The 21,338-nt window shown below is 60.7% G+C and carries 20 protein-coding genes; 12 read left to right on the top strand and 8 right to left on the bottom strand.

The window, feature by feature from the left end; translation table 11 throughout:
- Positions 1-37: 37 nt before the first annotated feature.
- The 4 genes from AN189_RS12005 (at position 38) to AN189_RS12020 (ending at position 3,669) form a co-directional block, all read left to right on the top strand.
- A complete protein-coding gene (locus tag AN189_RS12005) occupies positions 38-1,051 on the top strand; it encodes a hypothetical protein (protein WP_056036116.1) in 1,014 nt (337 codons plus the stop codon).
- Positions 1,048-2,472: a hypothetical protein gene (locus AN189_RS12010; protein ID WP_056036119.1), complete on the top strand. Its 1,425-nt coding sequence runs from the start codon at positions 1,048-1,050 to the stop codon at positions 2,470-2,472. The genes AN189_RS12005 and AN189_RS12010 overlap by 4 nt, the downstream gene beginning before the upstream one ends.
- A 64-nt stretch (positions 2,473-2,536) precedes the next feature.
- A complete protein-coding gene (locus AN189_RS12015; RefSeq protein WP_056036122.1) occupies positions 2,537-2,965 on the top strand; it encodes a VOC family protein in 429 nt (142 codons plus the stop codon).
- Positions 2,965-3,669: a DUF1194 domain-containing protein gene (locus AN189_RS12020; protein ID WP_056036125.1), complete on the top strand. Its 705-nt coding sequence runs from the start codon at positions 2,965-2,967 to the stop codon at positions 3,667-3,669. Before AN189_RS12015 ends, AN189_RS12020 begins: the two co-directional genes overlap by 1 nt.
- A 31-nt stretch (positions 3,670-3,700) precedes the next feature.
- Here the strand turns inward: AN189_RS12020 and acs are convergent, their stop codons facing one another.
- Entirely contained in the window at positions 3,701-5,656 is a 1,956-nt protein-coding gene (acs, locus tag AN189_RS12025) for an acetate--CoA ligase (RefSeq protein ID WP_056036128.1), read from the bottom strand.
- Positions 5,657-5,815: 159 nt separating this feature from the next.
- Between acs and AN189_RS12030 the strand changes: the two genes are divergently transcribed.
- Positions 5,816-6,337: a YdcF family protein gene (locus AN189_RS12030; protein ID WP_253279612.1), complete on the top strand. Its 522-nt coding sequence runs from the start codon at positions 5,816-5,818 to the stop codon at positions 6,335-6,337.
- 58 nt (positions 6,338-6,395) lie between these two features.
- Positions 6,396-7,064 (top strand): hypothetical protein, encoded by a 669-nt coding sequence (locus AN189_RS12035; protein ID WP_157057470.1) that lies wholly within the window; start codon positions 6,396-6,398, stop codon positions 7,062-7,064.
- Positions 7,065-7,066: 2 nt separating this feature from the next.
- Here the strand turns inward: AN189_RS12035 and AN189_RS12040 are convergent, their stop codons facing one another.
- The 3 genes from AN189_RS12040 to AN189_RS12050 all read right to left on the bottom strand — a co-directional run bounded on the left by AN189_RS12040 (position 7,067) and on the right by AN189_RS12050 (position 11,537).
- Positions 7,067-9,355, bottom strand: coding sequence for a glycosyl hydrolase family 28-related protein (locus AN189_RS12040; RefSeq protein ID WP_056036136.1), 2,289 nt, complete (start codon positions 9,353-9,355; stop codon positions 7,067-7,069).
- A gap of 102 nt (positions 9,356-9,457) precedes the next feature.
- Positions 9,458-9,892: a DUF4864 domain-containing protein gene (locus tag AN189_RS12045; RefSeq protein ID WP_083484388.1), complete on the bottom strand. Its 435-nt coding sequence runs from the start codon at positions 9,890-9,892 to the stop codon at positions 9,458-9,460.
- 64 nt (positions 9,893-9,956) lie between these two features.
- Entirely contained in the window at positions 9,957-11,537 is a 1,581-nt protein-coding gene (locus AN189_RS12050) for a lysine--tRNA ligase (RefSeq protein ID WP_056036139.1), read from the bottom strand.
- 111 nt (positions 11,538-11,648) lie between these two features.
- On the opposite strand from AN189_RS12050, the gene AN189_RS12055 reads away from it, so the two are divergent.
- Entirely contained in the window at positions 11,649-12,065 is a 417-nt protein-coding gene (locus AN189_RS12055; RefSeq protein ID WP_056036141.1) for a tellurite resistance TerB family protein, read from the top strand.
- Between the two features lie 49 nt (positions 12,066-12,114).
- Here AN189_RS12055 and AN189_RS12060 read toward each other — a convergent pair whose 3' ends face one another.
- From AN189_RS12060 to AN189_RS12070, 3 genes are all read right to left on the bottom strand, one after another.
- The gene (locus AN189_RS12060; protein ID WP_056036144.1) at positions 12,115-12,366 is read right to left on the bottom strand and encodes a hypothetical protein; all 252 of its coding nucleotides are present in this window, start codon (positions 12,364-12,366) and stop codon (positions 12,115-12,117) included.
- A 130-nt stretch (positions 12,367-12,496) separates the two neighbouring features.
- Entirely contained in the window at positions 12,497-14,020 is a 1,524-nt protein-coding gene (gene dacB / locus AN189_RS12065; protein WP_056036146.1) for a D-alanyl-D-alanine carboxypeptidase/D-alanyl-D-alanine-endopeptidase, read from the bottom strand.
- A 9-nt stretch (positions 14,021-14,029) separates the two neighbouring features.
- Positions 14,030-14,671 (bottom strand): nicotinate-nucleotide adenylyltransferase, encoded by a 642-nt coding sequence (locus tag AN189_RS12070; protein WP_056036149.1) that lies wholly within the window; start codon positions 14,669-14,671, stop codon positions 14,030-14,032.
- A gap of 141 nt (positions 14,672-14,812) precedes the next feature.
- Here AN189_RS12070 and ettA point away from each other — a divergent pair, with 141 nt between their 5' ends.
- The 3 genes from ettA (at position 14,813) to AN189_RS12090 (ending at position 17,436) form a co-directional block, all read left to right on the top strand.
- The gene (ettA, locus tag AN189_RS12075) at positions 14,813-16,468 is read left to right on the top strand and encodes an energy-dependent translational throttle protein EttA (RefSeq protein WP_056036152.1); all 1,656 of its coding nucleotides are present in this window, start codon (positions 14,813-14,815) and stop codon (positions 16,466-16,468) included.
- A 339-nt stretch (positions 16,469-16,807) separates the two neighbouring features.
- Complete coding sequence (locus AN189_RS12085) at positions 16,808-17,014, top strand: cold-shock protein (protein WP_056036158.1); 207 nt, start codon at positions 16,808-16,810, stop codon at positions 17,012-17,014.
- 212 nt (positions 17,015-17,226) lie between these two features.
- Positions 17,227-17,436 carry a cold-shock protein gene (locus AN189_RS12090; protein ID WP_056036161.1) on the top strand — a complete coding sequence of 70 codons (210 nt, stop codon included), beginning with the start codon at positions 17,227-17,229 and terminating at the stop codon, positions 17,434-17,436.
- Between the two features lie 27 nt (positions 17,437-17,463).
- On the opposite strand, the gene AN189_RS12095 is transcribed toward AN189_RS12090, so the two are convergent.
- The gene (locus tag AN189_RS12095; protein ID WP_253279613.1) at positions 17,464-18,069 is read right to left on the bottom strand and encodes an arylesterase; all 606 of its coding nucleotides are present in this window, start codon (positions 18,067-18,069) and stop codon (positions 17,464-17,466) included.
- Between the two features lie 70 nt (positions 18,070-18,139).
- On the opposite strand from AN189_RS12095, the gene AN189_RS12100 reads away from it, so the two are divergent.
- Complete coding sequence (locus AN189_RS12100; RefSeq protein WP_056036168.1) at positions 18,140-18,811, top strand: ABC transporter ATP-binding protein; 672 nt, start codon at positions 18,140-18,142, stop codon at positions 18,809-18,811.
- The gene (locus tag AN189_RS12105) at positions 18,808-21,324 is read left to right on the top strand and encodes an ABC transporter permease (RefSeq protein WP_056036171.1); all 2,517 of its coding nucleotides are present in this window, start codon (positions 18,808-18,810) and stop codon (positions 21,322-21,324) included. The genes AN189_RS12100 and AN189_RS12105 overlap by 4 nt, the downstream gene beginning before the upstream one ends.
- Positions 21,325-21,338: the final 14 nt, after the last annotated feature.

The raw sequence follows: 21,338 nt of genomic DNA on the forward strand, positions 1-21,338 counted from the left end.
TTGGGTCAACAAAAACGACCTGAGCAGGTGTGCGACCATGACCCGATTCTTGACGACAGTCTCTGCACTGGCGTGGCTTGCCGCATGCGGTGACGGCCAGCCCCTCTTTGAAGACGTGCAATCGGACGCGCAGGTCGCGGACGATGACGACCTTGACCTGCCCCCCGGCACCGAGGATGTCAGCGCATCGTCTGACATTTTCCGGTTCGAGGCGCGCAACAGCCAGGGCGGCGGTCTGGTGACCGATGTCTCCTACAATGCTGCAAACGATACGTTCAGTGTCGACAACCTCGGGTTTGATGGTGAAAACGTCTATACGCGCAAGACCGGTGCGCTTGCCACGCTTGGCACCACGCGCGTCTACGAGGCCGACGCGACGGTTCGCGATTTCCTGACGGGTGATCCCGTCAGCCAGATCGTGCCCTATGTCGCACTTTATGGTGTCAGCAAGAACCGGGTCGATGGTGATCCGCGCACCAGTTTTGCCATCGTGCGGACCGGCGGCTACGCAGGCTATGGGTTTGGTGGCTATGTCTATGAACGCAACGGCGGCACCGTCCTGCCAAACGAGGGACAGGCGACATTTTCAGGCGACTACGCCGGGGTCAGGGTTTTCGCCCCGGCACGGTCAGAGCTTGAATATGTCACAGGTCAGATGAGCATCGACATTGATTTCGAAGACTTCAACGCCAATGACGCGGTCAAAGGTGCAATCACGAACCGCCGGTTCTTTGACGAAAATGGTGTGCGGATTGTGACCGGGACGGGCCCTGACGATCTGCAGGACCCGAATGTGCCGATCATTGTCGTCGAGGGCAGCAAATCGCTAAGCACCGCAGGCGAAATCGAAGTCGAACTGCAGAATTTCATACTGAACGAGTCCGGCGTGCTGGAACCGTACGAAGGCGGAAAATTCACAGGGATCATCGCTGGCGATACGACCAGCGGATCGGGCGGCGAAATCGTCGGTGTTGTGGTGCTGGAATCAGAGGATCCCCGGTTCGAAGGGATCACCGCGCAAGAAACCGGCGGCGTGATCCTGTACCGATGACACGACTGTCCCATTGTCTGTCCGCCCTCGCCGTGGTTGCGGCATTGCAGACCACTGCCGCCCATGCGCAGAACGTGGAACTGACCGCGGACGAGACGCGCGCACTGGCGATTGAGCTGGCAAATGCAGGCGACCTGGCCGCGTCGCAATCCGTATTGGATGCCTTGCTGGCGCGTGACGACCGGGACGTGACCGCGCTGATTACGGCCGCGCGGATCGCCACGGCGCAAAACAGGCCAGCGGATGCGGTCGCGCTGGGTGCGCGCGCCTATAGCGCGTCCACAACCGACGTCGAAGCCTATGTCGCCGCCCGCATCGTGGCCCGCGCCCATGTCGAACAGAACAACGACAGCCGCGCCCAGTTCTGGCTGCGGCGTGCCCGCCAATACGCACCGGACACCGAAACCGCCGAGGGTGTGGCCGAAGACTATGCCTTTGTGCGGAACCGCAATCCACTGTCGCTGGACCTGTCGTTCGGGATCCGGCCATCGTCCAACATCAACAACGGCTCTCAATCCCAAGAGGCGTTTTTGCTGGGGCTGCCGTTCGCGCTGACATTGTCACGCGATGCGCAGGCCCTGTCAGGTCTGGCCTACAACCTGGGTGCGACCGCCCGCTATCGCCTGCGTGAAAGCGAAACGTCAGCGACATTTTTCGACGTGAGCGTCGACGGGACCACCTACACCCTGAGCCAGGACGCCAAGGACGACCTGGAGGCAGAAGCCCGGCTGGAGGACGCGACAGGCGACATCCCCAGCGCCGACGCCTTGCGCGATATCAAGGGCAGCGACTATGCCTTTGTGCAGTTGTCGTTCGGACTGACCCACCGGGTCAGACTGGCACCCGACCTGTTGCCGACCACGCTGTCGGCGCGGATCGGCACCAGTTGGTATGGTGGCGACCCTTATCAGGATTTCGTGGACGCAAGCGTGGCGCAATCCCTGGCGACCAGTGACCGTTCACGGTTGCGCCTGATTGCGGGTGTCCAGAAACAGATTGCCGAGGACAGTTTCGACGACGTGATGAGCTACCGGTTCGGGGCGCGCTACAGCTATGTTCTGGACCGCGGTGATCTTGTGACGTTTTCGATCGACGACCGGATCAGCGTGTCCGACAACGTCGAACGGGACTACACCGCGATCCGGGCAGGCGTTGATTACGACCTGTCGGAACCCGTCTATGGTGTGCGTCTGGGTTTTGGCCTGTCGGTCGAAAACCGCGCCTATGATTTCTCGCGTCTGAATGCCGGGCCCCGCGATGACCTGACGGTGGATGCGCGTGCCACGGCGCAATTCAGTCAGGTGGAATACTACGGGTTCCAGCCTGTCGGCACGCTGGAAATCAGCAAGACGAGCTCTGACAATGCGCTGTTCGACCGCGAATACATCAGCCTGGGGTTTGATCTGCGTTCTGCATTCTGAGGCGTGACACCCGGCCACATGGCACTAGGTTTCGTGGCAGACACAGAACAAAGGAAGGCCTGAGATGCCCGTGAAATATCTGCACACCATGGTCCGCGTGAAGGACCTGGAAAAAACGATGGCGTTTTTCAACCTGTTGGGATTGCGCGAAATTCGCCGCCGCGATGACGAGGGCGGACGCTTTTCCCTGATCTTCATGGCGGCCGAGGGCGACGAGGATTGTCCGGTGGAGCTGACCTACAATTGGGACGGCGACGACGCCCTGCCCGACGACAGCCGCCATTTCGGCCATCTGGCCTATAGCGTGCCCAACATCTACGAGATGTGCCAGCACCTGATGGACAACGGCGTAACGATCAACCGTCCGCCCCGCGACGGCAACATGGCATTCGTGCGCTCGCCCGATAACATCTCGGTCGAGCTGTTGCAGGACGGCGATGCCCTGCCGCCGGCCGAGCCGTGGAAGAGCATGGAAAACACCGGGCACTGGTGATGATGCGGGGACTGATCGCAGGGCTGTCCCTTGCGGCGGCCCCCGCCGAGGCCTGCCGGCTGGCGCTGGTTCTGGCCATCGACGTGTCATCCTCGGTCGATGCGACCGAGGATGCGTTGCAACGTCAGGGGCTTGCCGCGGCCCTGATCGCACCCGAGGTGCAGGCGGCATTCTTTGCCTCATCCGATCCGGTCGCGCTCTATGTTTTTGAATGGTCGGGCCGCTACAATCAGGTGGCGCTTAGCGATTGGCGGATGATCGAAACGCCGGGTGATCTGGACGCAGTCGCGGCTGCCGTGTCGTCCAGCATCCGCAGCCACAACGATTTTCCGACGGCCATGGGTCACGCGCTGGGCCATGCGGCGACGGTGCTGCAAAACGGCCCGCGCTGCCTGTTCCAGACGATCGACATGGCAGGCGACGGTATCAACAACGAAGGGTTCGGCCCGATCGAGGCCTATGACGCCTTTCCCTTGGGCGACGTCACGGTCAATGGGCTGGTCGTGAATGCCGCCGATTTCGAGGGCGAGGTCAATCTGATCCCGTTCTACACCAACGAGGTCATCCGTGGTCCCGGCGCATTCGTCGAGGTCGCCAACAGCTTTGCCGATTACGAGACAGCGATGCGCCGCAAACTGGTCCGTGAACTGGGTGTCATCGGGCTGAGCGGCTGGCCCGCCGCAGCGGACAGATCGCCGTCATAGGCCCCCACCCGCCGGGCGGGGGCCAGAGCCGTCAGCCCTTGTTCATCCGGTTGGCGATCAGATCATCCACCACCTCTGGTTCTGCGAGGGTCGAGGTATCACCCAGCGCACCATAGTCGTTTTCCGCAATCTTGCGCAGGATACGGCGCATGATCTTGCCGGATCGCGTTTTCGGCAGGCCCGGCGCGAACTGGATCAGGTCCGGTTTGGCAATCGGCCCGATCTCCGCGCGGACCCAGTCGGACAGCTCCTTGCGCAGCTCTTCTGACGGGTCCTGACCTGCCATCAGCGACACATAGGCGTAGATGCCCTGCCCCTTGATGTCGTGGGGATAACCGACCACTGCGGCCTCGTTCACGGCCGTATGGGCGACCAGTGCGCTTTCGACTTCTGCTGTGCCCATGCGGTGGCCTGACACGTTGATCACGTCATCCACGCGGCCCGTGATCCAGTAATAGCCGTCGGCGTCGCGACGGCAGCCATCGCCGGAAAAGAACATATCCTTGTACTGGCTGAAATAGGTCATTTCGAACCGGTCGTGATCGCCCCAGATCGTGCGCATCTGGCTGGGCCAGCTGTCGGCAATCGCCAGCACGCCTTCGGCCTCGGTGGTGGTGATTTCCTTGCCGGATTCTGGTTCCAGCACCACGGGTTTCACACCAAAGAACGGCAGCGTTGCAGACCCCGGCTTGGTCGGCGTTGCACCGGGCAGCGGCGTCAGCAGATGCCCCCCGGTTTCCGTCTGCCACCAGGTATCGACGATGGGCACATTCCCGCCGCCGACGACGTCGTTGTACCAGTTCCACGCCTCAGGGTTGATCGGTTCGCCGACGGTTCCCAGCACCTTGAGCGCGCTCAGGTCGTATTTTTCGACAAAGGCGTTCCCCTTGCCCATCAGCGCCCGGATGGCCGTGGGCGCCGTATAGAACTGGTTGACCTTGTGCTCTTGACAGACCTGCCAGAACCGGCCCGCATCGGGATAGGTCGGCACGCCTTCGAACATGAGGGTGGTCGCCCCGTTCGCCAGCGGGCCATAAACGATATAGCTGTGGCCGGTCACCCAGCCCACATCCGCCGTGCACCAGAACACGTCGCCATCGTGATAGTCGAAGGTGTATTGGTGCGTCATGCTGGCATAGACCAGATAGCCACCGGTGGAATGCACGACGCCCTTTGGCTGGCCGGTCGAGCCAGAGGTGTAGAGAATGAAAAGCGGGTCTTCTGCGTTCATCTCTTCGGGCGGGCAATCGGCACTGACGGTTTCTTCCATTTCGTGCAGCCAGACATCGCGCCCTGCGGTCATGGCGATGTCGCCTCCCGTCCGCTTGACCACCAGCATCTTGGAATCGACGGTCACCTTTTCGAATGCCTTGTCGGCGTTGACCTTCAACGGGGTGTTCCTGCCGCCGCGCGGGGCCTCGTCAGCGGTGATCACGACCTTGGCCTCTGATCCATTGACGCGCGCTGCCAGTGCATCCGCCGAAAAACCCGCAAAGACGACCGAATGGATCGCACCGATCCGCGCACAGGCCAGCATCGCATAGGCCGCCTGCGGGATCATCGGCAGGTAGATCACGACCCGATCCCCCTTGCCCACGCCCATCTCCTTGAGGACGTTGGCGAATTTCGACACATGCGCGTGCAACTGCTGATAGGTGATGTGCTGCGCCCCAGCTTCGGCATCATCGGGTTCCCAGATGATCGCCGTCTGTGTGCCGCGTGTTGCCAGATGACGATCAATGCAATTGGCCGCAACATTCAGGCTGCCGTCCTCGAACCACCTGATGTCGATATTGCCGGGGGCAAAACTGGTGTTCTTGACCTTGGTATAGGGTGTCATCCAGTCCAGCCGCTTGCCATGCTCACCCCAGAACGCATCGGGATCCGCGACCGAGGCCGCATACATCGCCTCGTATGTGGCGCGGTCTGCATGGGCACCGGCAGCCATTTCCGCGCTGGGTGCATAGGTCTTGTCGTTGTCGGCCATGTCAGGTTTCCCCCCTTTGTAGTGCCCGCACTCCTCCCGGCTGTTCCCCGGTTGCGGTCGTTCGACTTCGCGTCATCATGGGCAAGAGCGTAGGGAATCCAAGCGGGCGGTGCCAGAGCATCGCACCTCTTGTAAACAACCGGGATCGATTTGACCAAAGTGTGTAAAGTTAATTACAACGCGCGGCCCGTGGCGGATGCCATCATCGTCCTTGGCGCGGCCGTCTGGGCAGGCGGTCCGTCACCAACCCTGCAACGGCGGGCGCGCCATGCGGCGGCCCTGTTTCATGCTGGGCATGCTCCACTGATCGTTGCCACAGGCGGGTTGGGCCTGCACCCGCCAACCGAGGCAATGGCAATCACCGAAATCCTGATATCGCAAAACGTGCCCGCCAAGGCCATCATCCAAGAAGGCAAATCCACAACAACACTGGAAAATCTCGGTTTTTCCCGAAAACTGTTGGGCCCGGAGACCCGGACAGTCATCATCGTGACCGACCGGACCCACGCACCCCGTGCGCGACTGACCGCCAGACACCTAGGTTTCAATGCAACGACCATGTCGCCCAGTCTGCGCGGCGGGCACCCGCGCACCATACTGCGCCAGACGATCAGAGAGCTTTTTGCATATCCGGCCTATGCTCTGCGATTGTGGATACGCGGGAGGAACGCGGACATTTAATGCCGCGTTAACGCAAAGTTAACCCTGATCCGTGATCGTCGCCAGACGGAGAATGGTGATGAAAATCCTGCTGATCTGGGTGTCCTGTCTTATGGGCCTGCAATCAGCGGCCCACGCGGGCCCGTGGCCACGCGAAGAAGGTCATACCTTTATTGCGGCAGGCGGGAATTTCCTGCTGTCCGACGGCGCGGAACTGCCGGTCCACTATGACCCGACGCTCTATGTCGAATATGGTCTGCGTCCAGACCTGACCGTCGGTCTCGATTTTTACTCAGCCGACAAGGGGCGCATTTATTCCGCCTTCAGTTTTGCCGCCATTCCTGCGAACAGCCCCGATGCCGACCTCAAATCCATGTTGTCCTTTGGCATCGGATACCGTCGCAATGCCGACGACAGCGAGGAATTGCTGACCCGCATCGGGTTGTCACTGGGGCAGTCGACACCCAATGGCTGGCTCGCGTTTGACGGAAACATCACCTACGACGCAATCGACCAGGCCTTTCGGCCCAAAGCCGATTTCACATGGGGGCGGTCGTGGTCCGACCGATGGACCACGACCCTTCAGGTGCAGACAGGACAAGGGTTTTCAGACGACCATTATGCCAAGGTCAGCCCGACCCTGATCTACACCATCAACGAACGCTACAGGGTCAATCTCGGTTCGGTTCATGCCCTGACGGGGGATCGCGGCAGCGCGCTCAAGATCGAGACCTGGCTTCAATTTTAGTGTCACACCGGATTGTCCATCCGCACGGTATAGCGCACAGCGCCGCGAACGCTGCGTTCGAACGCAAAACGCAAATCGCGGTTGTCGTTGCTGTAGCTGGTTTCGACCCACGGCATGTCATTGACATTCGCCCCGTCGCCGGTCCGCAAGGCCTGCACCATCGCAAGGCCGTCAATCGTGCGGGCATGCCCCTTGAACGGCAGGTGCGGGTCTGTGCGTGCGATCCAGTTTGACGCCGCCGTGTTTTGCGTATGGATCAGCGATGCCGGATTATAGACCGGCTCCTCAATGCCATTGTAGGTATTCGCGTCGATCGTGATCTGTCGCATCCGGGTCAGATCCAATCCCGCGAATGTGGTGTCGATCCCTTCCATCCGGTCGATCTTGCCATTCACGGCGCGGAACACATTCCCCGTCATCGAAAACCCCTGGACGAAATGACCGGGCCCATAGGGCTTGATCCGCAGAAAATTGAACCCGGTCGTGGCGTTCAGCGCGATGAAATGATTGCCGGTAATCGTCAGTCCGCCAAAGGAAAACTGGTTCGCGAATTCAGGCTCGGATTCGTATTCGTTCGTCCACTCGATCCAGCCGTTGTCGATATAGTTGCCTGTCACGACAGACCGACAGTTGGGTGTTGCGAAAATCAACCCGGCAACGCGCACGCCGCCCATGACGCTATCGCCATTGAACCAATGGTTTGCCGTGATCGTCGTACCACCGCCACCGATCACGGCGAAATGCTTGAACAGCGCGCAGCGATTGTCGCGGATCTTGACGTCCTCGGCGTTTGTATTCAGCGCGATTGTTGTACGATCCTGAACCCGCAGCCCCTGCTCGTTCGAATTGAACTGGCAACGGTCGATCATCATGCCCTGACAGCCCCGACCCGGAGAGGTGATCCCGCGATCCTTTGGCCGGGTAATGAAACAATCGCGGACGTGAAACGTCAGCCCCTCGGGTGCCATCAGGATGCCGCTAGCCAGTCCTGCGCACTGAAACTCGATGTCGTCCAACACGAACTGCGCAAGATCGGCGTAGCCCGAGAAATCCAGAAGATACTTGAACCGGGTAAAGGTAAAGGTCTGCGATCCGACAGCATCATGCAGCGGCTGGCTCAGCTCCAGGGTACGGGCACCGACGTTGATCGCACGCACATAGACTTCACGGCCGACGCCGGCCCCGCTCACCAGTGACCCCAGCTGAATATTTGCGATATTTGTCACGTTCGTCAGCCGTGTGTCGGCACTTCGGCTATAGGTCCCGGCCGAAGTCACCACATCCGTATCCCAGGCGGTGGTATTCGCAGGCTGAAACTGACCGTTGCGCACGACGCGGCGTGTCGCGAACACCTGCCGCGTCGGATCGCAGCCCTGCATGTCAAGCGGCCCGTTCAGCGTCACCCTGATCCCGCACATATCCAGCGATTCATGGTCCGAGAAATTCAGCAGGGCCTGATAGGCTTTTCTGAACGCCTGTTCCTCGTCACCAAATGCCTCGACATAGGCGCGCAGATCATAGCCGTTCTGAAGGATAAAACGGCGGTCGTCAGGCTGGGTCACTGTCCCCTCGAACCGGATCTTGCTTTGAATGCTGACGTCGTTTTCCAGATGATAGACACCTGCCGGGACCAGGATTTCACGCCCCTGCGCCGCACTGTCAGCCGCCTCGAAGGCAGCGGAATCGTCGGTTATTCCATCGCCCCTGCCACCGTAGTCGCGCACATCGACCATCGACATCAGGTCCCGCAGGAACGCGACCGTGAAATCCTCGATCACGATATCATCAATCCGCACCAGACCGCCGGATGGACCGACCAGATCAATGCCAAAGTGGCCATAGATGGCGTCCAGCCAGACCAGATCGACGCCGGCGCGCGCGCCTGTCCCGACAATGGCGCTGATTTCAACAACCTCGCCATAGCGGGTCAGCTGCGTCTGCGGCCCTGTCGTGACCGGAACATTGGCCGCCCCGCCACCTGCCACACCGGCATAACCCGCAACCCGCACGGCAGGCAGGGGACCCGCCACCGCCTTGACCCGCGCCGTGATCCGCAGATAGCACCCGCGCAACAGCGGTGTCTCGGCCATGTAGCGCAGGTTCTGGACGGTGCTGGTTTTCTGAATTTCCAGACAGCCGCCGAAATCCTGATCCGATGGCACGAATACACCTGTCCCGCTGGTGGCATATGTATCGCTGCCGGGGGTGCCGTCGCCGCTTGACCAGACCGAGAGGCCCGCCGCAAACGGCAGCGGCTGAAACACGATTCCGTCGGTAATTGCCTTGTTCATAACCTATCCTTTGCGCAAGCCGGATCGACCCGGTCGTCACGCAGGCAATAGGTTATGGGACGTTAATCAGACCCGTGTGGACCGCACGCATGAACGGCAACACTAGACCCCGACATCGGGCAGCGGCAGCACGGACACGCCGTCGGTCTTCCAGGCACCATCCACCTGTATCATCGCATATTCCAGCATGTGCAGCCCGCCCGTTGCATCCTGTATCATCACCTGTTGCAGGATGCGGGCACCCAGATCTTGCTGGGCGACAAAACGCGACGACGCATTGTTCCAGACCATCGGATAACCCTGACTGACCATCCGGCCAAAGTTTTCTGGCCCGCCGAACAGACGCTGGATCATGGGACTGGCATAGGTGAATGCAAGATCAACATTGCGATCGCGCAAGGCATCCAACTGGTTTGCAATGACGTCCTCAATGCCCTGCACAGCGGTTTCAGGTGCCTCGGGTGGTGGCGTGACCTGTGCCTGCACTGGCCCGGCCAAAGCACCAACCATCAGAACCGCCATCAATTTAATGCGCATGACACTATCCCCCGTGTCCAATATCAAATCAGACACGGTGGAAATCGCCAAAGGGTTTCGTCCGTCAGCCTTGCTGCAAATCGCCGCGCAAGGCCGTCTCGATCAGGGCGATCGTCTCATCCACACCATATAGCGCGATAAACCCGCCGAACCGTGGCCCCTGACTGGCACCCAGCAAAATCTCGTACAGGGCTGTGAACCAGTCTCGCAGTGGCTCGAACCCATGCGCCTTGCCAACCGCAAAGACCTCTGACTGCAACCCTTCGGCATCCAGACCTCCGTCCCACTGACGCAGCCGTTGCACCAGATCATCCAAAGCTGCTTCTTCACGCGCATCAGCCGCGCGATAGACTTTCTTGGGTTTGACGAAATCATTGTAATACTGCACCGCGAACCCGGCTGCCTGATCCAGTTGCGGATGCGTTGCGGCGCTTGCCTCTGGTGCATAGCGCTGGATAAACCCCCACAACGTTTCCTTGTCCTCTGCGCCCGACACGCTGGCCAGATTCAGCAACATGGAAAACGGCACTACCATATCGGACGCGGGCACGTTGTGGCCGTGAATATGGAACACCGGATTGTTCAGGCGCGCAGCCTCGTCTTGATCGGCATAGGCCCGCAACTGCTGGTGATATTCATCCACTGCCTTGGGGATCACATCGAAATGCATGCGCTTTGCGGTCTTGGGCTTGAGGTACATGAAATAGCTCAGCGTTTCCGTCGCCGCATAGGTCAGCCACTCGTCGATCGTCAGGCCGTTGCCGCTGGTCTTGGAAATCTTGTGGCCCTGATCGTCCAGAAACAGCTCGTAGGTGAAATGCTCGGGCGCGCGTCCGCCCAAGACCCGGCAGATCCCGTCATAGATCGGCGTGTTGGCGGCGTGATCCTTGCCGTACATCTCGAAATCGACATCCAGCGCAGCCCAGCGCGCGCCAAAATCGGGCTTCCACTGCAATTTCACATTGCCGCCCGTGACCAGCAACGTGACATCGGTGCCGTCCTCATCGGTAAAGGTGATCATGCCATCCGGCGTCACCTCCTTCATTGGGACATACAGAACACGCCCGGTCGCCGGGCTGATCGGCAGAAAGATCGAATAGGTTTCCTGACGCTCCTCTCGCAGGGACTTCAGCATGATCTTCATGATGTCGTCATAGCGCGCAGCGCTACGCAGCAGAATCTCGTCCATCTTGCCGGATTGGTAATATTCCGTCGAACTGGCGAATTCGTATTCGAACCCGAATGTATCGAGAAAATTGTTCAATCGCGCGTTCATGTGCGCGCCAAAGCTGCCATGCGTCCCGAACGGATCCGGCACCGCAGTCAGCGGACGCTGCATGTAGGGTTCCAACGCCGCAGGATCCGGGACATTGCCTGGGATCTTGCGCATCCCATCCATGTCATCGGAAAAACACAGCAACTTTGTCGGGATGTCGCTGATGACCTCAAAGGCGCGACGCACCATGGTTGTCCGGCCCACTTCTCCGAATGTTCCGATGTGCGGCAGACCGGACGGCCCATAGCCTGTCTCGAACAGGACATAGCCTTTTTCGGGGTCCTTCTTCTCGTACCGTTTGAGCACCCGACGTGCCTCCTCGAACGGCCAGGCCTTCGATGTCATTGCAGCGTCACGGAATGTGCTCATGGTTGGTCTCTCTTGTAGTCACAGCGGGTTGCGGTGATGCAGGCGCCTCACTATTGCGAGGGGGGCTTGGCGTCAATAAATGCCATTCATACGCACGCGAAAGGGGATACCATGTCAGCCGATACGATGACCGCGCAGGACGCGCTTGCCGCCCTCATGATCGCTGTCTCGGCGTCGGACGCAAACATCCAGACGTCCGAATTGATCAAGATCAACAGCGCGATCAACAACCTTCCGGTTTTCTCGGGTTTCGATGCAGAACGGCTGCCGCGTCTGACGCAGACCGTTTTCGATCTGCTGGATCAGGAAGACGGGCTGGAGGCCCTGTTTGGACTGATCCGCGACGCCCTGCCCGAACGGCTTTATGAAACGGCCTACGCATTGTCATGCGATGTTGCGGCTGCCGACGGCGCGATCGGTGAAACAGAAACCCGCATGCTCGAGGAAATCCGCTATGAACTGGCGTTGGACCGTCTGCATGCGGCTGCAATCGAACGTGGCGCGCGTGCACGGCACATGACCCTCTAAACGAAAAGGCCCGGTCACTGACCGGGCCTTTTGCATCAGGTTGCAAGGTTTAGTTGCCGGTTGTCTCGGCTTCTTCCTCTTCGGGGGACTGAACGTCCAGTGTCGGCACTTCAACGGTCGTGCTGTCCACTTCGACGTCGCCCATTTCGACATCTGCTTCAGGCAGCTGGCCGCCTTCGACACTGACATCGACGTCAGGCAGCTGGCCTTCCTGGGTCTGTTCCACATCAACCATGAAAAACAGCAGATAGATGACCACGACCAAGACGATTGCGGCGATAATACCAAGTACGGCTTTCATTTTTTCTTCCTTGATTTCGGCGGCGACAAATTGTCGCTTTCTTCACCAATCGAACGGCAAAGGGACGCGATTGGTTCCGCGTCTTTTCAATTAAGTTGTTGGACCGGACGTAACGATGACCCGGATTTGATCAGCCGGTCATGTCTCCGAGGATCAGCCACCGTTGCAGCAGCTTCTGCTGCAACCGTTTTGCCCGACCGTTGTATGCAGCGGTCCCGGCCGGCGCTTCATCCAGTGACAACTTGGATTGTTCGCGTGCCTCCGGGTCATTGGAAAATATCGCGAAACTCAGTGACCGGCCCTGTGCAGTGGTCGCATATCCCGCCAGCGCCGAAACGAAATTCAATGTCCCTGTCTTGGCGCGAACAGCACCCGGAAAGCCGTCCAGCGCGCGTCGACTGTCATCGACCATCACAACGTCACGCATCAGCGGCTCCAGTGTGGATTTCACACCGGTGGCCCCCAGAAACGCAACCATTTCAGAGGCGCTGATTTCATTCTGATCCGTCAAACCGGAATGATCCGCAAATCGTGCAACAGCCCCGGTCCGTTCGGCGACCCATTCCGCCATCCGCGCGGCCGACAGGCGCATCGGCAACGGCGCGCCCTGACGCGCGGCAGTGGCCGTCATGCCCAGCACCTCGGCTGTCAGATTCGTGGAAAACCGCATCATGCCACGCGCAACATCGTCCAGCTGCGCGCTTTCATGCACTGCCAAATTTGCACCCTCGGGCTGTGTGTCTGTCAGCGTGCCTCTTGGCAGCACGATCCCGGACCCGGCGGCCAGCACCTGAAGCACCTCAGCCGCATAGATCGCTGGAAACCGGACCGGCAGCCACCGCGACCCTGACCCGCCCAAGGCCCGGCGCGCCACGGTCCAATCGTCAAAATCGGCACCCTCTGCGTAGGTATAGATTGGCGAAGACCGATCCACGACCCGCATGCGCGCCGCGGTCACAGGCGGGCGCAGACTGTCGCTGCGTGCATCCATCGTTATGTCATAACCATTCGCGGTGCGTGCCCACTCGAACATGACGCGGTTAAAATTCAGATTCAGGCCACCCAGGGACGGATTGTAGCTGAGTTGGTCCAACTGACCGGGTTCGATTTCCTTGACCCCCGGCAACGCACCGTCCCAAACCAGAAACCGACCGTCGATCCCTGTGATACCCGCCGCCACCAACTGTGCGACCAGACCCGCCAGGTCATCGGTCGCCAGTGTCGGATCGCCCCCGCCCGCCAGAATCAGGTCGCCCTGCAAGACGCCATCAACGACTGGCCCTGTCCCGACCAGGCGAGTCCCAAACCGGTAGTCGGCACCAAGCGACTCGACGGCATAAAGCGCGGAAATCGCCTTGGTCACGCTGGCAGGTGGCCGTGCCGTGTCAGGATCGACCGCCTCCAGGACCTGACCCGTCACGGTATCCGCGATGACAAATCCGGTCTGCCCATCCAGACCTGCCTCGCGGATCAGATCAGCCGCCGTTCTGCGCAACATCGGCCGCGCAGACAAAAGCGCCTCGCCCTGAATTTGCGCATCTGGCCGCAGAACTGGCCGCAAGGTTTGCGTTGGCGCAGCAAAGGCGGCACCGGCCCCTCCGGCCAGCATTGATGCAATCAGGGCACGCCGCGTCAGATGTGATCCACTACTCATGCGCGGTAACTAGCCACCTTTGACCACACCGGGCAACACGCTGCCGGTCACTTCCGCGCCAGACGCCCGTGCACGGATTGCCGATGACGACAAACGGATCATTGGCATATTGACGAAACACCATGCCGGGGCGTCCTTGTGCGGCAACATTTGTGATGCAGTCGCCGGGATCCGCGCCGACTGATAGATTCGCGCAGCCTTGCTCAGACGGGCCGATATGCGATCACCCGGCCGCGCCAGCACACCGACCGGCACGGTGTTCATGATCCAGCGCCAGTCCTGCCACTGATCGAACTGCACCAGATTGTCGGCCCCCATCAGCCATACGAAACGCACGCCCGGATAGCGCGCGATCAACCCGCGCAACGTCTGGGCGGTGAACCGCGTCTGCATTTGCGCTTCCAGTGCCGTGATCCTGACCCGTGGATGCTGCATCAAGGCCCGAGCCTGTTCGACCCGCTGCGACAATGGCGCAGGACCATGCTGTTTCAGGGGATTACCCGGACTGACCAGCCACCAGACCTGATCCAGCCCGAACCGCATCAGCGCCTGACGCGTCAGATGCGCGTGTCCGGCGTGGGCAGGATCGAACGACCCGCCCAGCAAACCGATGCGCTGCCCCCTGCGCGCGACTGGCCAACCCTGCCTCACAAACGCCCTCTCTCTTGCAGCAACCGGTAAATCGAAATGCAATCCCCGTGACAAGATCAACCACGCGCGTCTTTGATTGCCCCGCCGCCCCCCGACAGGTAAGACGATGCCGAATTTACACATCCAAAACGCGGTGCACCCATGGCCAGCTATCAGTTCGTTTACTTTATGGACGGCGTGTCCAAGACCTATCCCGGCGGGAAAAAGGTATTTGAAAACATCCGCCTGAACTTTCTCCCAGGGGTGAAAATCGGTGTCGTCGGTGTCAACGGCACCGGTAAATCGACCCTGATGCGCATCATGGCAGGCCAGGACAAGGATTTCGCAGGCGAGGCATGGGCCGCCGAAGGCGCAAAGGTTGGCTACCTGCCGCAGGAACCCGAACTGGACGCGAACCTGACCGTGCGTGAAAACGTCATGCTGGGCGTTGCCGCGAAAAAGGCGGTTCTGGACAAGTATAACGAGCTTGCCATGAACTACTCCGACGAAACCGCGGACGAGATGGCAAAACTGCAAGACGAGATCGACGCGCAGAACCTCTGGGACCTCGATGCGCAGATCGACGTCAGCATGGAGGCCCTGCGCTGCCCGCCGGATGATGCCGACGTCACCACCCTGTCCGGCGGTGAAAAACGCCGTGTCGCGCTGTGCAAACTCCTGCTCGAAGCGCCCGACATGCTGCTGCTGGACGAACCGACTAACCACCTCGACGCCGAAACCATCGCTTGGCTCCAGCAGCACCTGATCGACTACAAGGGCACGATTCTGATTGTCACCCACGACCGCTATTTCCTTGATGCGATCACGGGCTGGATTCTGGAACTGGACCGCGGTTCGGGTATCCCGCACGAAGGCAATTATTCCAGCTGGCTGGAAGCCAAGGCCAAGCGGCTGGAAAAAGAGGCCAAAGAGGACAAGTCCAAGCAAAAGACACTGGAACGCGAACTCGAATGGATGCGCCAGGGCGCCAAGGCGCGTCAGGCCAAGTCCAAGGCCCGGATCAGTGCCTACAACGACCTTGCCAGCCAGTCGGAACGCGATCAGGTCGGTCGCGCCCAGATCATCATCCCCAACGGCCCGCGCCTTGGGTCCAAGGTGATCGAGGTCGAGAACCTGAAAAAAGGCATGGGTGACAAGCTGCTGGTCGAAGGCCTGTCCTTTGACCTGCCCCCCGGTGGCATCGTCGGCGTGATCGGTCCCAACGGGGCCGGTAAATCCACCCTCTTCTCGATGCTGACAGGTCAGCTGGAACCCGACGAAGGCTCTGTCACCTACGGCGACACGGTCAAACTGTCCTACGTTGATCAGTCGCGTGATGCGCTTTCACCAGATGCCACCGTCTGGGAGGAAATCACCGGCGGCGCCGAGATCATCGCGCTGGGCGATGCGCAGATGAACTCCCGCGCCTATTGCTCGGCCTTCAACTTCAAGGGCGGCGACCAGCAGAAAAAGGTCGGCTTGCTGTCGGGTGGTGAACGCAACCGCGTCCACATGGCCAAACTGCTGAAATCCGGCGGCAATGTCCTGCTCCTCGACGAACCGACCAACGACCTCGACGTGGAAACCCTCCGCGCGCTCGAGGACGCTTTGTCCAACTTTGCCGGTTGCGCCGTGATCATCAGCCACGACCGCTTCTTCCTCGACCGCCTCTGCACCCATATCCTCGCCTTCGAGGGCGACGCCCATGTCGAATGGTTCCAGGGCAACTTCGAGGATTACGAAGAAGACAAGAAGCGCCGTCTTGGTGCCGACGCGATGGAACCCAAGCGGATGAAGCACAAGAAGTTCACGCGCTAAGATATGACCAGATGTGACCTGTGACCTGCGCCCCCGCAGGTCACAGGGTCAACCTCTGCATGACGCCTTGGGCTGCCACGGCCATTTGACGCGACAAGCAGACCGCGAATGCACAGTGGGTTCGGACCATACCCAGGTCACCGTCAGACCGGATGCGCAAAGAAATGCCGGTCCCAACACAACCCTTGCTTTTGTGGGCCAACTGCCCCATACGCGTCCGTGCAGACGTTACCATCTCGACCCCACTGTTCTCCTTCATACGGCGACAGCGCTCTCGATGCACTGACTACGCCACCCCGTCGCAATCCTGTGGGCGGACACTTATGAAGGAATATTCACATGGCTACTGGCACCGTGAAATGGTTCAACGCAACCAAAGGCTTCGGCTTCATCGCTCCCGATGGCGGCTCCAAGGACGTTTTCGTCCACATCTCCGCTGTTGAGCGTTCCGGCCTGAACGGCCTGAACGACGACCAGAAGGTCACGTTCGACATCGAAGCTGGCCGCGACGGCCGCGAATCGGCTGTGAACCTGGCGCTGGCATAAGCGTTCAGAACAGTGGGATGCGCGCCTGACGCGCATCCCGACCGGCCCAAACCCTGCCGAAATCGGGTCCCCTCCAAAAAATTGTTGATTTAGCGCCGGCACGCCACATACTCGGTGGTGCTACGTTACTTCTGTCGACCTCGTTCGAACCAGCTCTGACGGGCCGGGCTGCTGCACGTCCGCGAGCGGCGATTGACATAAGGAACGACACCATGGCCACTGGCACTGTGAAATGGTTTAACACGACCAAAGGGTACGGATTTATTGCACCCGATGGCGGCTCCAAGGATATTTTCGTCCACATCTCTGCGGTTGAACGCTCTGGCCTGACGGGTCTTGCGGACAATCAAAAGGTCAGCTTTGACATCGAGGCGGGACGCGACGGCCGCGAAAGCGCCGTGAACCTTTCGCTCGCAGATTGATGCGAGGCTGCCCCGTGGGGCAGCTTATCAATCCGGGGCCAGGCTTTCTGCGAATTCCAGGATGGCTGGTCCCATCTCTTCGACAATCAGGCTCACGCCTTGGGCATTCGGGTGAATTCCATCTGATTGCAGCGCGTCGGTATTGATCCCTGACGCACCCTGTATCGCGGCGAACCAATCAGACACCAGCGGGATGTTCCGCGCCTCTGCCAGATCTTCAAACATGCCGTTGAACGCGGATTGATACTCAGGTCCGTAATTGGCACCTGCCCGTAGACCAACCAACATCGCAGGCACGTCACGCGCTGCCGCCCCGTCCAGAATGGCATCCAGGTTCGCCTCCGAAGTCGCAGGATCAAGGCCGCGCAGAAAATCGTTGCCGCCCAGTGCCACGATGACCCCGTCCACATCCGGCGTCAGCGTCCAGTCCAGCCGAGACAAACCGCCCGCCGTGGTATCGCCTGACACGCCAGCGTTGATCAACGTCACATCCGCCCCCTGCTCATCCAGCCAGGCCTGCATTTGCGGCACGAATCCCTCTGCGGTGGGCAATCCGTAGCCTGCCGTCAGGCTGTCACCCAATGCGGCGATGGTGATCGGCTCTGCCAGAACCGGTGTGGCCAAAAAGCACATGATCGCAGCGTTGCGGATAGTGCGCGCCGCCCCATATCCACAAGGAGACCAACGCAGAAAGCTGACCCACATGCCCGAACCCGTCCTTTCGTTGTCCAATGTTTCGCTGTCGCTCGACGGAAATGCAGGCAAGGTCGATATTCTCCACGACATTTCGCTCGACGTCACAAGCGGTGAGACGTTGGGCCTGATCGGTCCAAGTGGTTCTGGCAAATCGTCGCTCCTCATGGTGATGGGTGGCCTCGAACAGGCCACCGCCGGTCGTATCACGGCCCTAGATGCGCAACTGACCGACATGTCAGAGGATCAACTGGCCCGGTTCCGTCGCAATAATATGGGTGTGGTGTTCCAGTCTTTCCACCTGATCCCGACAATGACTGCATTGGAAAACGTAGCGACCCCCCTCGAACTGGCCGGGGTGGCTGATGCATTCGACAGGGCGCAGGCCGAACTGGTGGCCGTCGGGCTGGAAACACGCATGAACCACTATCCATCACAATTGTCGGGTGGCGAACAGCAGCGCGTGGCCCTCGCCCGTGCATCCGCCCCGCGGCCCCGCATTCTTCTTGCGGATGAACCGACGGGCAACCTTGATGCCACAACCGGTGCCGCGATCATCGACCTTTTGTTCGGACTGCGTGACCGTCACGGGGCCACGCTGATCATGGTCACCCATGCGCCTGATCTGGCAGACCGCTGCGACCGTGTCATTCCGCTGCGCGACGGGCGGCTGTCAGCATGAGTCTGACGCTCGCGATACGTTTCGCCCGCCGTGAACTGCGCGGCGGTCTGCGCGGGTTCCGCGTCTTTCTCGCCTGTCTCGCCCTCGGTGTTGCGGCCATCGCCGCCGTTGGCACCGTCCGCGCAGGGATCGAGGCAGGTCTGGCCGAACAGGGTGCAGCCCTGCTGGGCGGCGACGCCGAGGCCACATTGACCTATCGCTTTGCCACGGATGAAGAACGCGCCTTTTTTGACAGTATCGCGACACAGGTATCGGAAACGGCTGATTTCCGTTCCATGGCTGTTGTGGGTGACGACCGCGCGCTGACGCAGATCCGCGCCGTGGATGCGGCCTATCCGCTGATCGGCAGCGTCACACTTGACCCGCCCATTCCGCTGGCAGAGGCGTTGGCCGGCGACGACACGCGCCCCGGTGGTGTCATGGAACGTGTTCTGGCTGACCGATTGGGCCTGTCGCCCGGCGACACCTTTCGGCTCGGGACACAGGAATTCGTGTTCACCGCCGTGCTGGACAGCTATCCCGACAACGGCAGCGGCGGATTTTCACTCGGGCCACGCAGCATCGTTCTGACAGACAGTCTCTCTGACGCTGGCCTGCTGGCGCAGGGCACGTTGTTCGACACCGACTACCGCATGCTCTTGCCCGCCGGGGCTGACCTTGCCGCACTTGAAACGCAGGCCGAAAGCCGGTTCCGCGACACAGGCCTGCGCTGGCGTGACAGCCGCAACGGGGCCGGCGGCACCGCGCGTTTTGTCGACCGTATCGGCGCGTTTCTGATCCTGATCGGCCTGTCGGGCCTCGCCGTGGGCGGTGTCGGCGTCAGCTCTGCCGTGCGCGCCTATCTGGGCGGCAAAACGGGAACGATTGCAACGCTCAAGACGCTGGGCGCGACACGTGGCACGATCTTTCTGACCTATTTTCTGCAAATCGGGGCTCTGACCTTGCTGGGTATCGCAATCGGTCTGGTGCTGGGTGGCGGCATTCCCCTGATGCTTGCCCCCCTGATCGAGGCATCTCTGCCGGTGCCCGCAGATTTCACCGTAGCCCCTGCCCCATTGGCAGAGGCCGCGATCTATGGCGTCCTTGCCGCACTGATCTTTACCCTCTGGCCGCTGGCACGTACCGAACAGATCCGCGCAGCAACCCTGTTCCGGGACGCCTTTGCCAGCGGAAACACCCTGCCGCGCTGGCCGTATCTCGTGGCAACGGTCGCGCTGGTGGCACTCTTGCTCGGCCTTGCGATCCTGTTTTCCGGCACAGCCTGGCTGACGCTTTGGACGGCGGGCGGCATATTTGGCGCGCTCTTGCTGCTGGTCCTTGCCGCTGCCCTGATCCGCTGGATCGCGCGCCGTTTGCGCATTGTCGCCCGCGGCAGGCCCGCCCTGCGCGCGGCCCTTGCCAGCATCGGTGCACGCGGCGGCGAAAGCACATCTGTCGTGCTGTCGCTCGGGCTGGGGCTGTCAGTGCTGGCGGCGATCGGGCAGATCGACGGCAACCTCCGACAGGCCTTCAATTCGGATCTTCCGGAAATCGCACCCAGCTATTTCTTTGTCGATATTCAGCCTGACCAGATCGACGGTTTCCGTGCGCAACTGGCCGACAATCCGGCGGTCAGCCAGGTCGATACCGCGCCCATGCTGCGCGGCATCATCACCCGCATCAACGATATCCCTGCCGAAGAATTCGCCGACGGCCATTGGGTCGTGCGCGGCGACCGCGGCATCACCTACGCAGGTGCCATGCCGGACGGAACGACCGTGACCGCAGGCACATGGTGGCCGGACGACTACGCTGGCACGCCGCAAATCAGCTTTGCCGCCGAGGAGGCCGCCGAAATCGGCCTGCAACTGGGCGACACCATGACGGTCAACGTCCTGGGCCGCGACATCACCGGCACCGTCACCAGCTTCCGCGAGGTCTCATGGGAGGACGCCGGCATAGGCTTTGTGCTTGCCATGAATGAAACGGCGCTGGCCGGTGCGCCCCACAGCTGGATTTCCACCGTCTATGCAACCCCGGAATCAGAGGCACCGATCCTGCGTGATCTGGCAAACGCCTACCCCAACATCACGGCGATCCGCATTCGTGATGCCATCGACCGTGTGGCCGTCCTGGTCGAAGGCATTACTGCCGCGACCCGCTATGGGGCACTTGCAACCCTGATCACCGGATTTCTCGTGCTGATCGGCGCGGCGGCCGCAGGCGAACGAGCCCGCACGTTCGAGGCCGCGGTTTTGAAAACGATCGGGGCCTCGCGGGCGACGATCCTGCTCAGCTTTGCGCTCCGCTCCGCCCTTCTGGGCCTGTCTGCGGGTATTGTTGCACTCGCTGCGGGAATCCTGGGCGGCTGGGCCGTGCAAACATTCATCATGGAAAACGATTATACCGTGATCTGGTCCAACGCCCTGTGGATCGTGGGCGGCGGCATCGCAGTGTCGCTTGTCGCAGGTCTGGGCTTTGCCATACGCCCGCTTTGGGCGCGCCCCGCACGCGTGCTGCGCGCCCGCGAATGACCCACGAAAAAGCC

The organism is Loktanella sp. 3ANDIMAR09, assembly GCF_001420005.1.
Classification (GTDB): Bacteria; Pseudomonadota; Alphaproteobacteria; order Rhodobacterales; family Rhodobacteraceae; genus Loktanella.

Coding starts and splice junctions, on each gene's coding strand:
- ettA (WP_056036152.1), top strand. CDS start 14,813: ATGGCCAGCTATCAGTTCGTTTACTTTATGGACGGCGTGTCCAAGACC.
- AN189_RS12040 (WP_056036136.1), bottom strand. CDS start 9,355: ATGAACAAGGCAATTACCGACGGAATCGTGTTTCAGCCGCTGCCGTTT.
- AN189_RS12100 (WP_056036168.1), top strand. CDS start 18,140: ATGCCCGAACCCGTCCTTTCGTTGTCCAATGTTTCGCTGTCGCTCGAC.
- AN189_RS12010 (WP_056036119.1), top strand. CDS start 1,048: ATGACACGACTGTCCCATTGTCTGTCCGCCCTCGCCGTGGTTGCGGCA.
- AN189_RS12035 (WP_157057470.1), top strand. CDS start 6,396: ATGAAAATCCTGCTGATCTGGGTGTCCTGTCTTATGGGCCTGCAATCA.
- AN189_RS12020 (WP_056036125.1), top strand. CDS start 2,965: ATGATGCGGGGACTGATCGCAGGGCTGTCCCTTGCGGCGGCCCCCGCC.
- AN189_RS12005 (WP_056036116.1), top strand. CDS start 38: ATGACCCGATTCTTGACGACAGTCTCTGCACTGGCGTGGCTTGCCGCA.
- AN189_RS12045 (WP_083484388.1), bottom strand. CDS start 9,892: ATGCGCATTAAATTGATGGCGGTTCTGATGGTTGGTGCTTTGGCCGGG.
- AN189_RS12060 (WP_056036144.1), bottom strand. CDS start 12,366: ATGAAAGCCGTACTTGGTATTATCGCCGCAATCGTCTTGGTCGTGGTC.
- dacB (WP_056036146.1), bottom strand. CDS start 14,020: ATGAGTAGTGGATCACATCTGACGCGGCGTGCCCTGATTGCATCAATG.
- AN189_RS12050 (WP_056036139.1), bottom strand. CDS start 11,537: ATGAGCACATTCCGTGACGCTGCAATGACATCGAAGGCCTGGCCGTTC.
- AN189_RS12095 (WP_253279613.1), bottom strand. CDS start 18,069: ATGTGCTTTTTGGCCACACCGGTTCTGGCAGAGCCGATCACCATCGCC.
- acs (WP_056036128.1), bottom strand. CDS start 5,656: ATGGCCGACAACGACAAGACCTATGCACCCAGCGCGGAAATGGCTGCC.
- AN189_RS12015 (WP_056036122.1), top strand. CDS start 2,537: ATGCCCGTGAAATATCTGCACACCATGGTCCGCGTGAAGGACCTGGAA.
- AN189_RS12090 (WP_056036161.1), top strand. CDS start 17,227: ATGGCCACTGGCACTGTGAAATGGTTTAACACGACCAAAGGGTACGGA.
- AN189_RS12105 (WP_056036171.1), top strand. CDS start 18,808: ATGAGTCTGACGCTCGCGATACGTTTCGCCCGCCGTGAACTGCGCGGC.
- AN189_RS12085 (WP_056036158.1), top strand. CDS start 16,808: ATGGCTACTGGCACCGTGAAATGGTTCAACGCAACCAAAGGCTTCGGC.
- AN189_RS12055 (WP_056036141.1), top strand. CDS start 11,649: ATGTCAGCCGATACGATGACCGCGCAGGACGCGCTTGCCGCCCTCATG.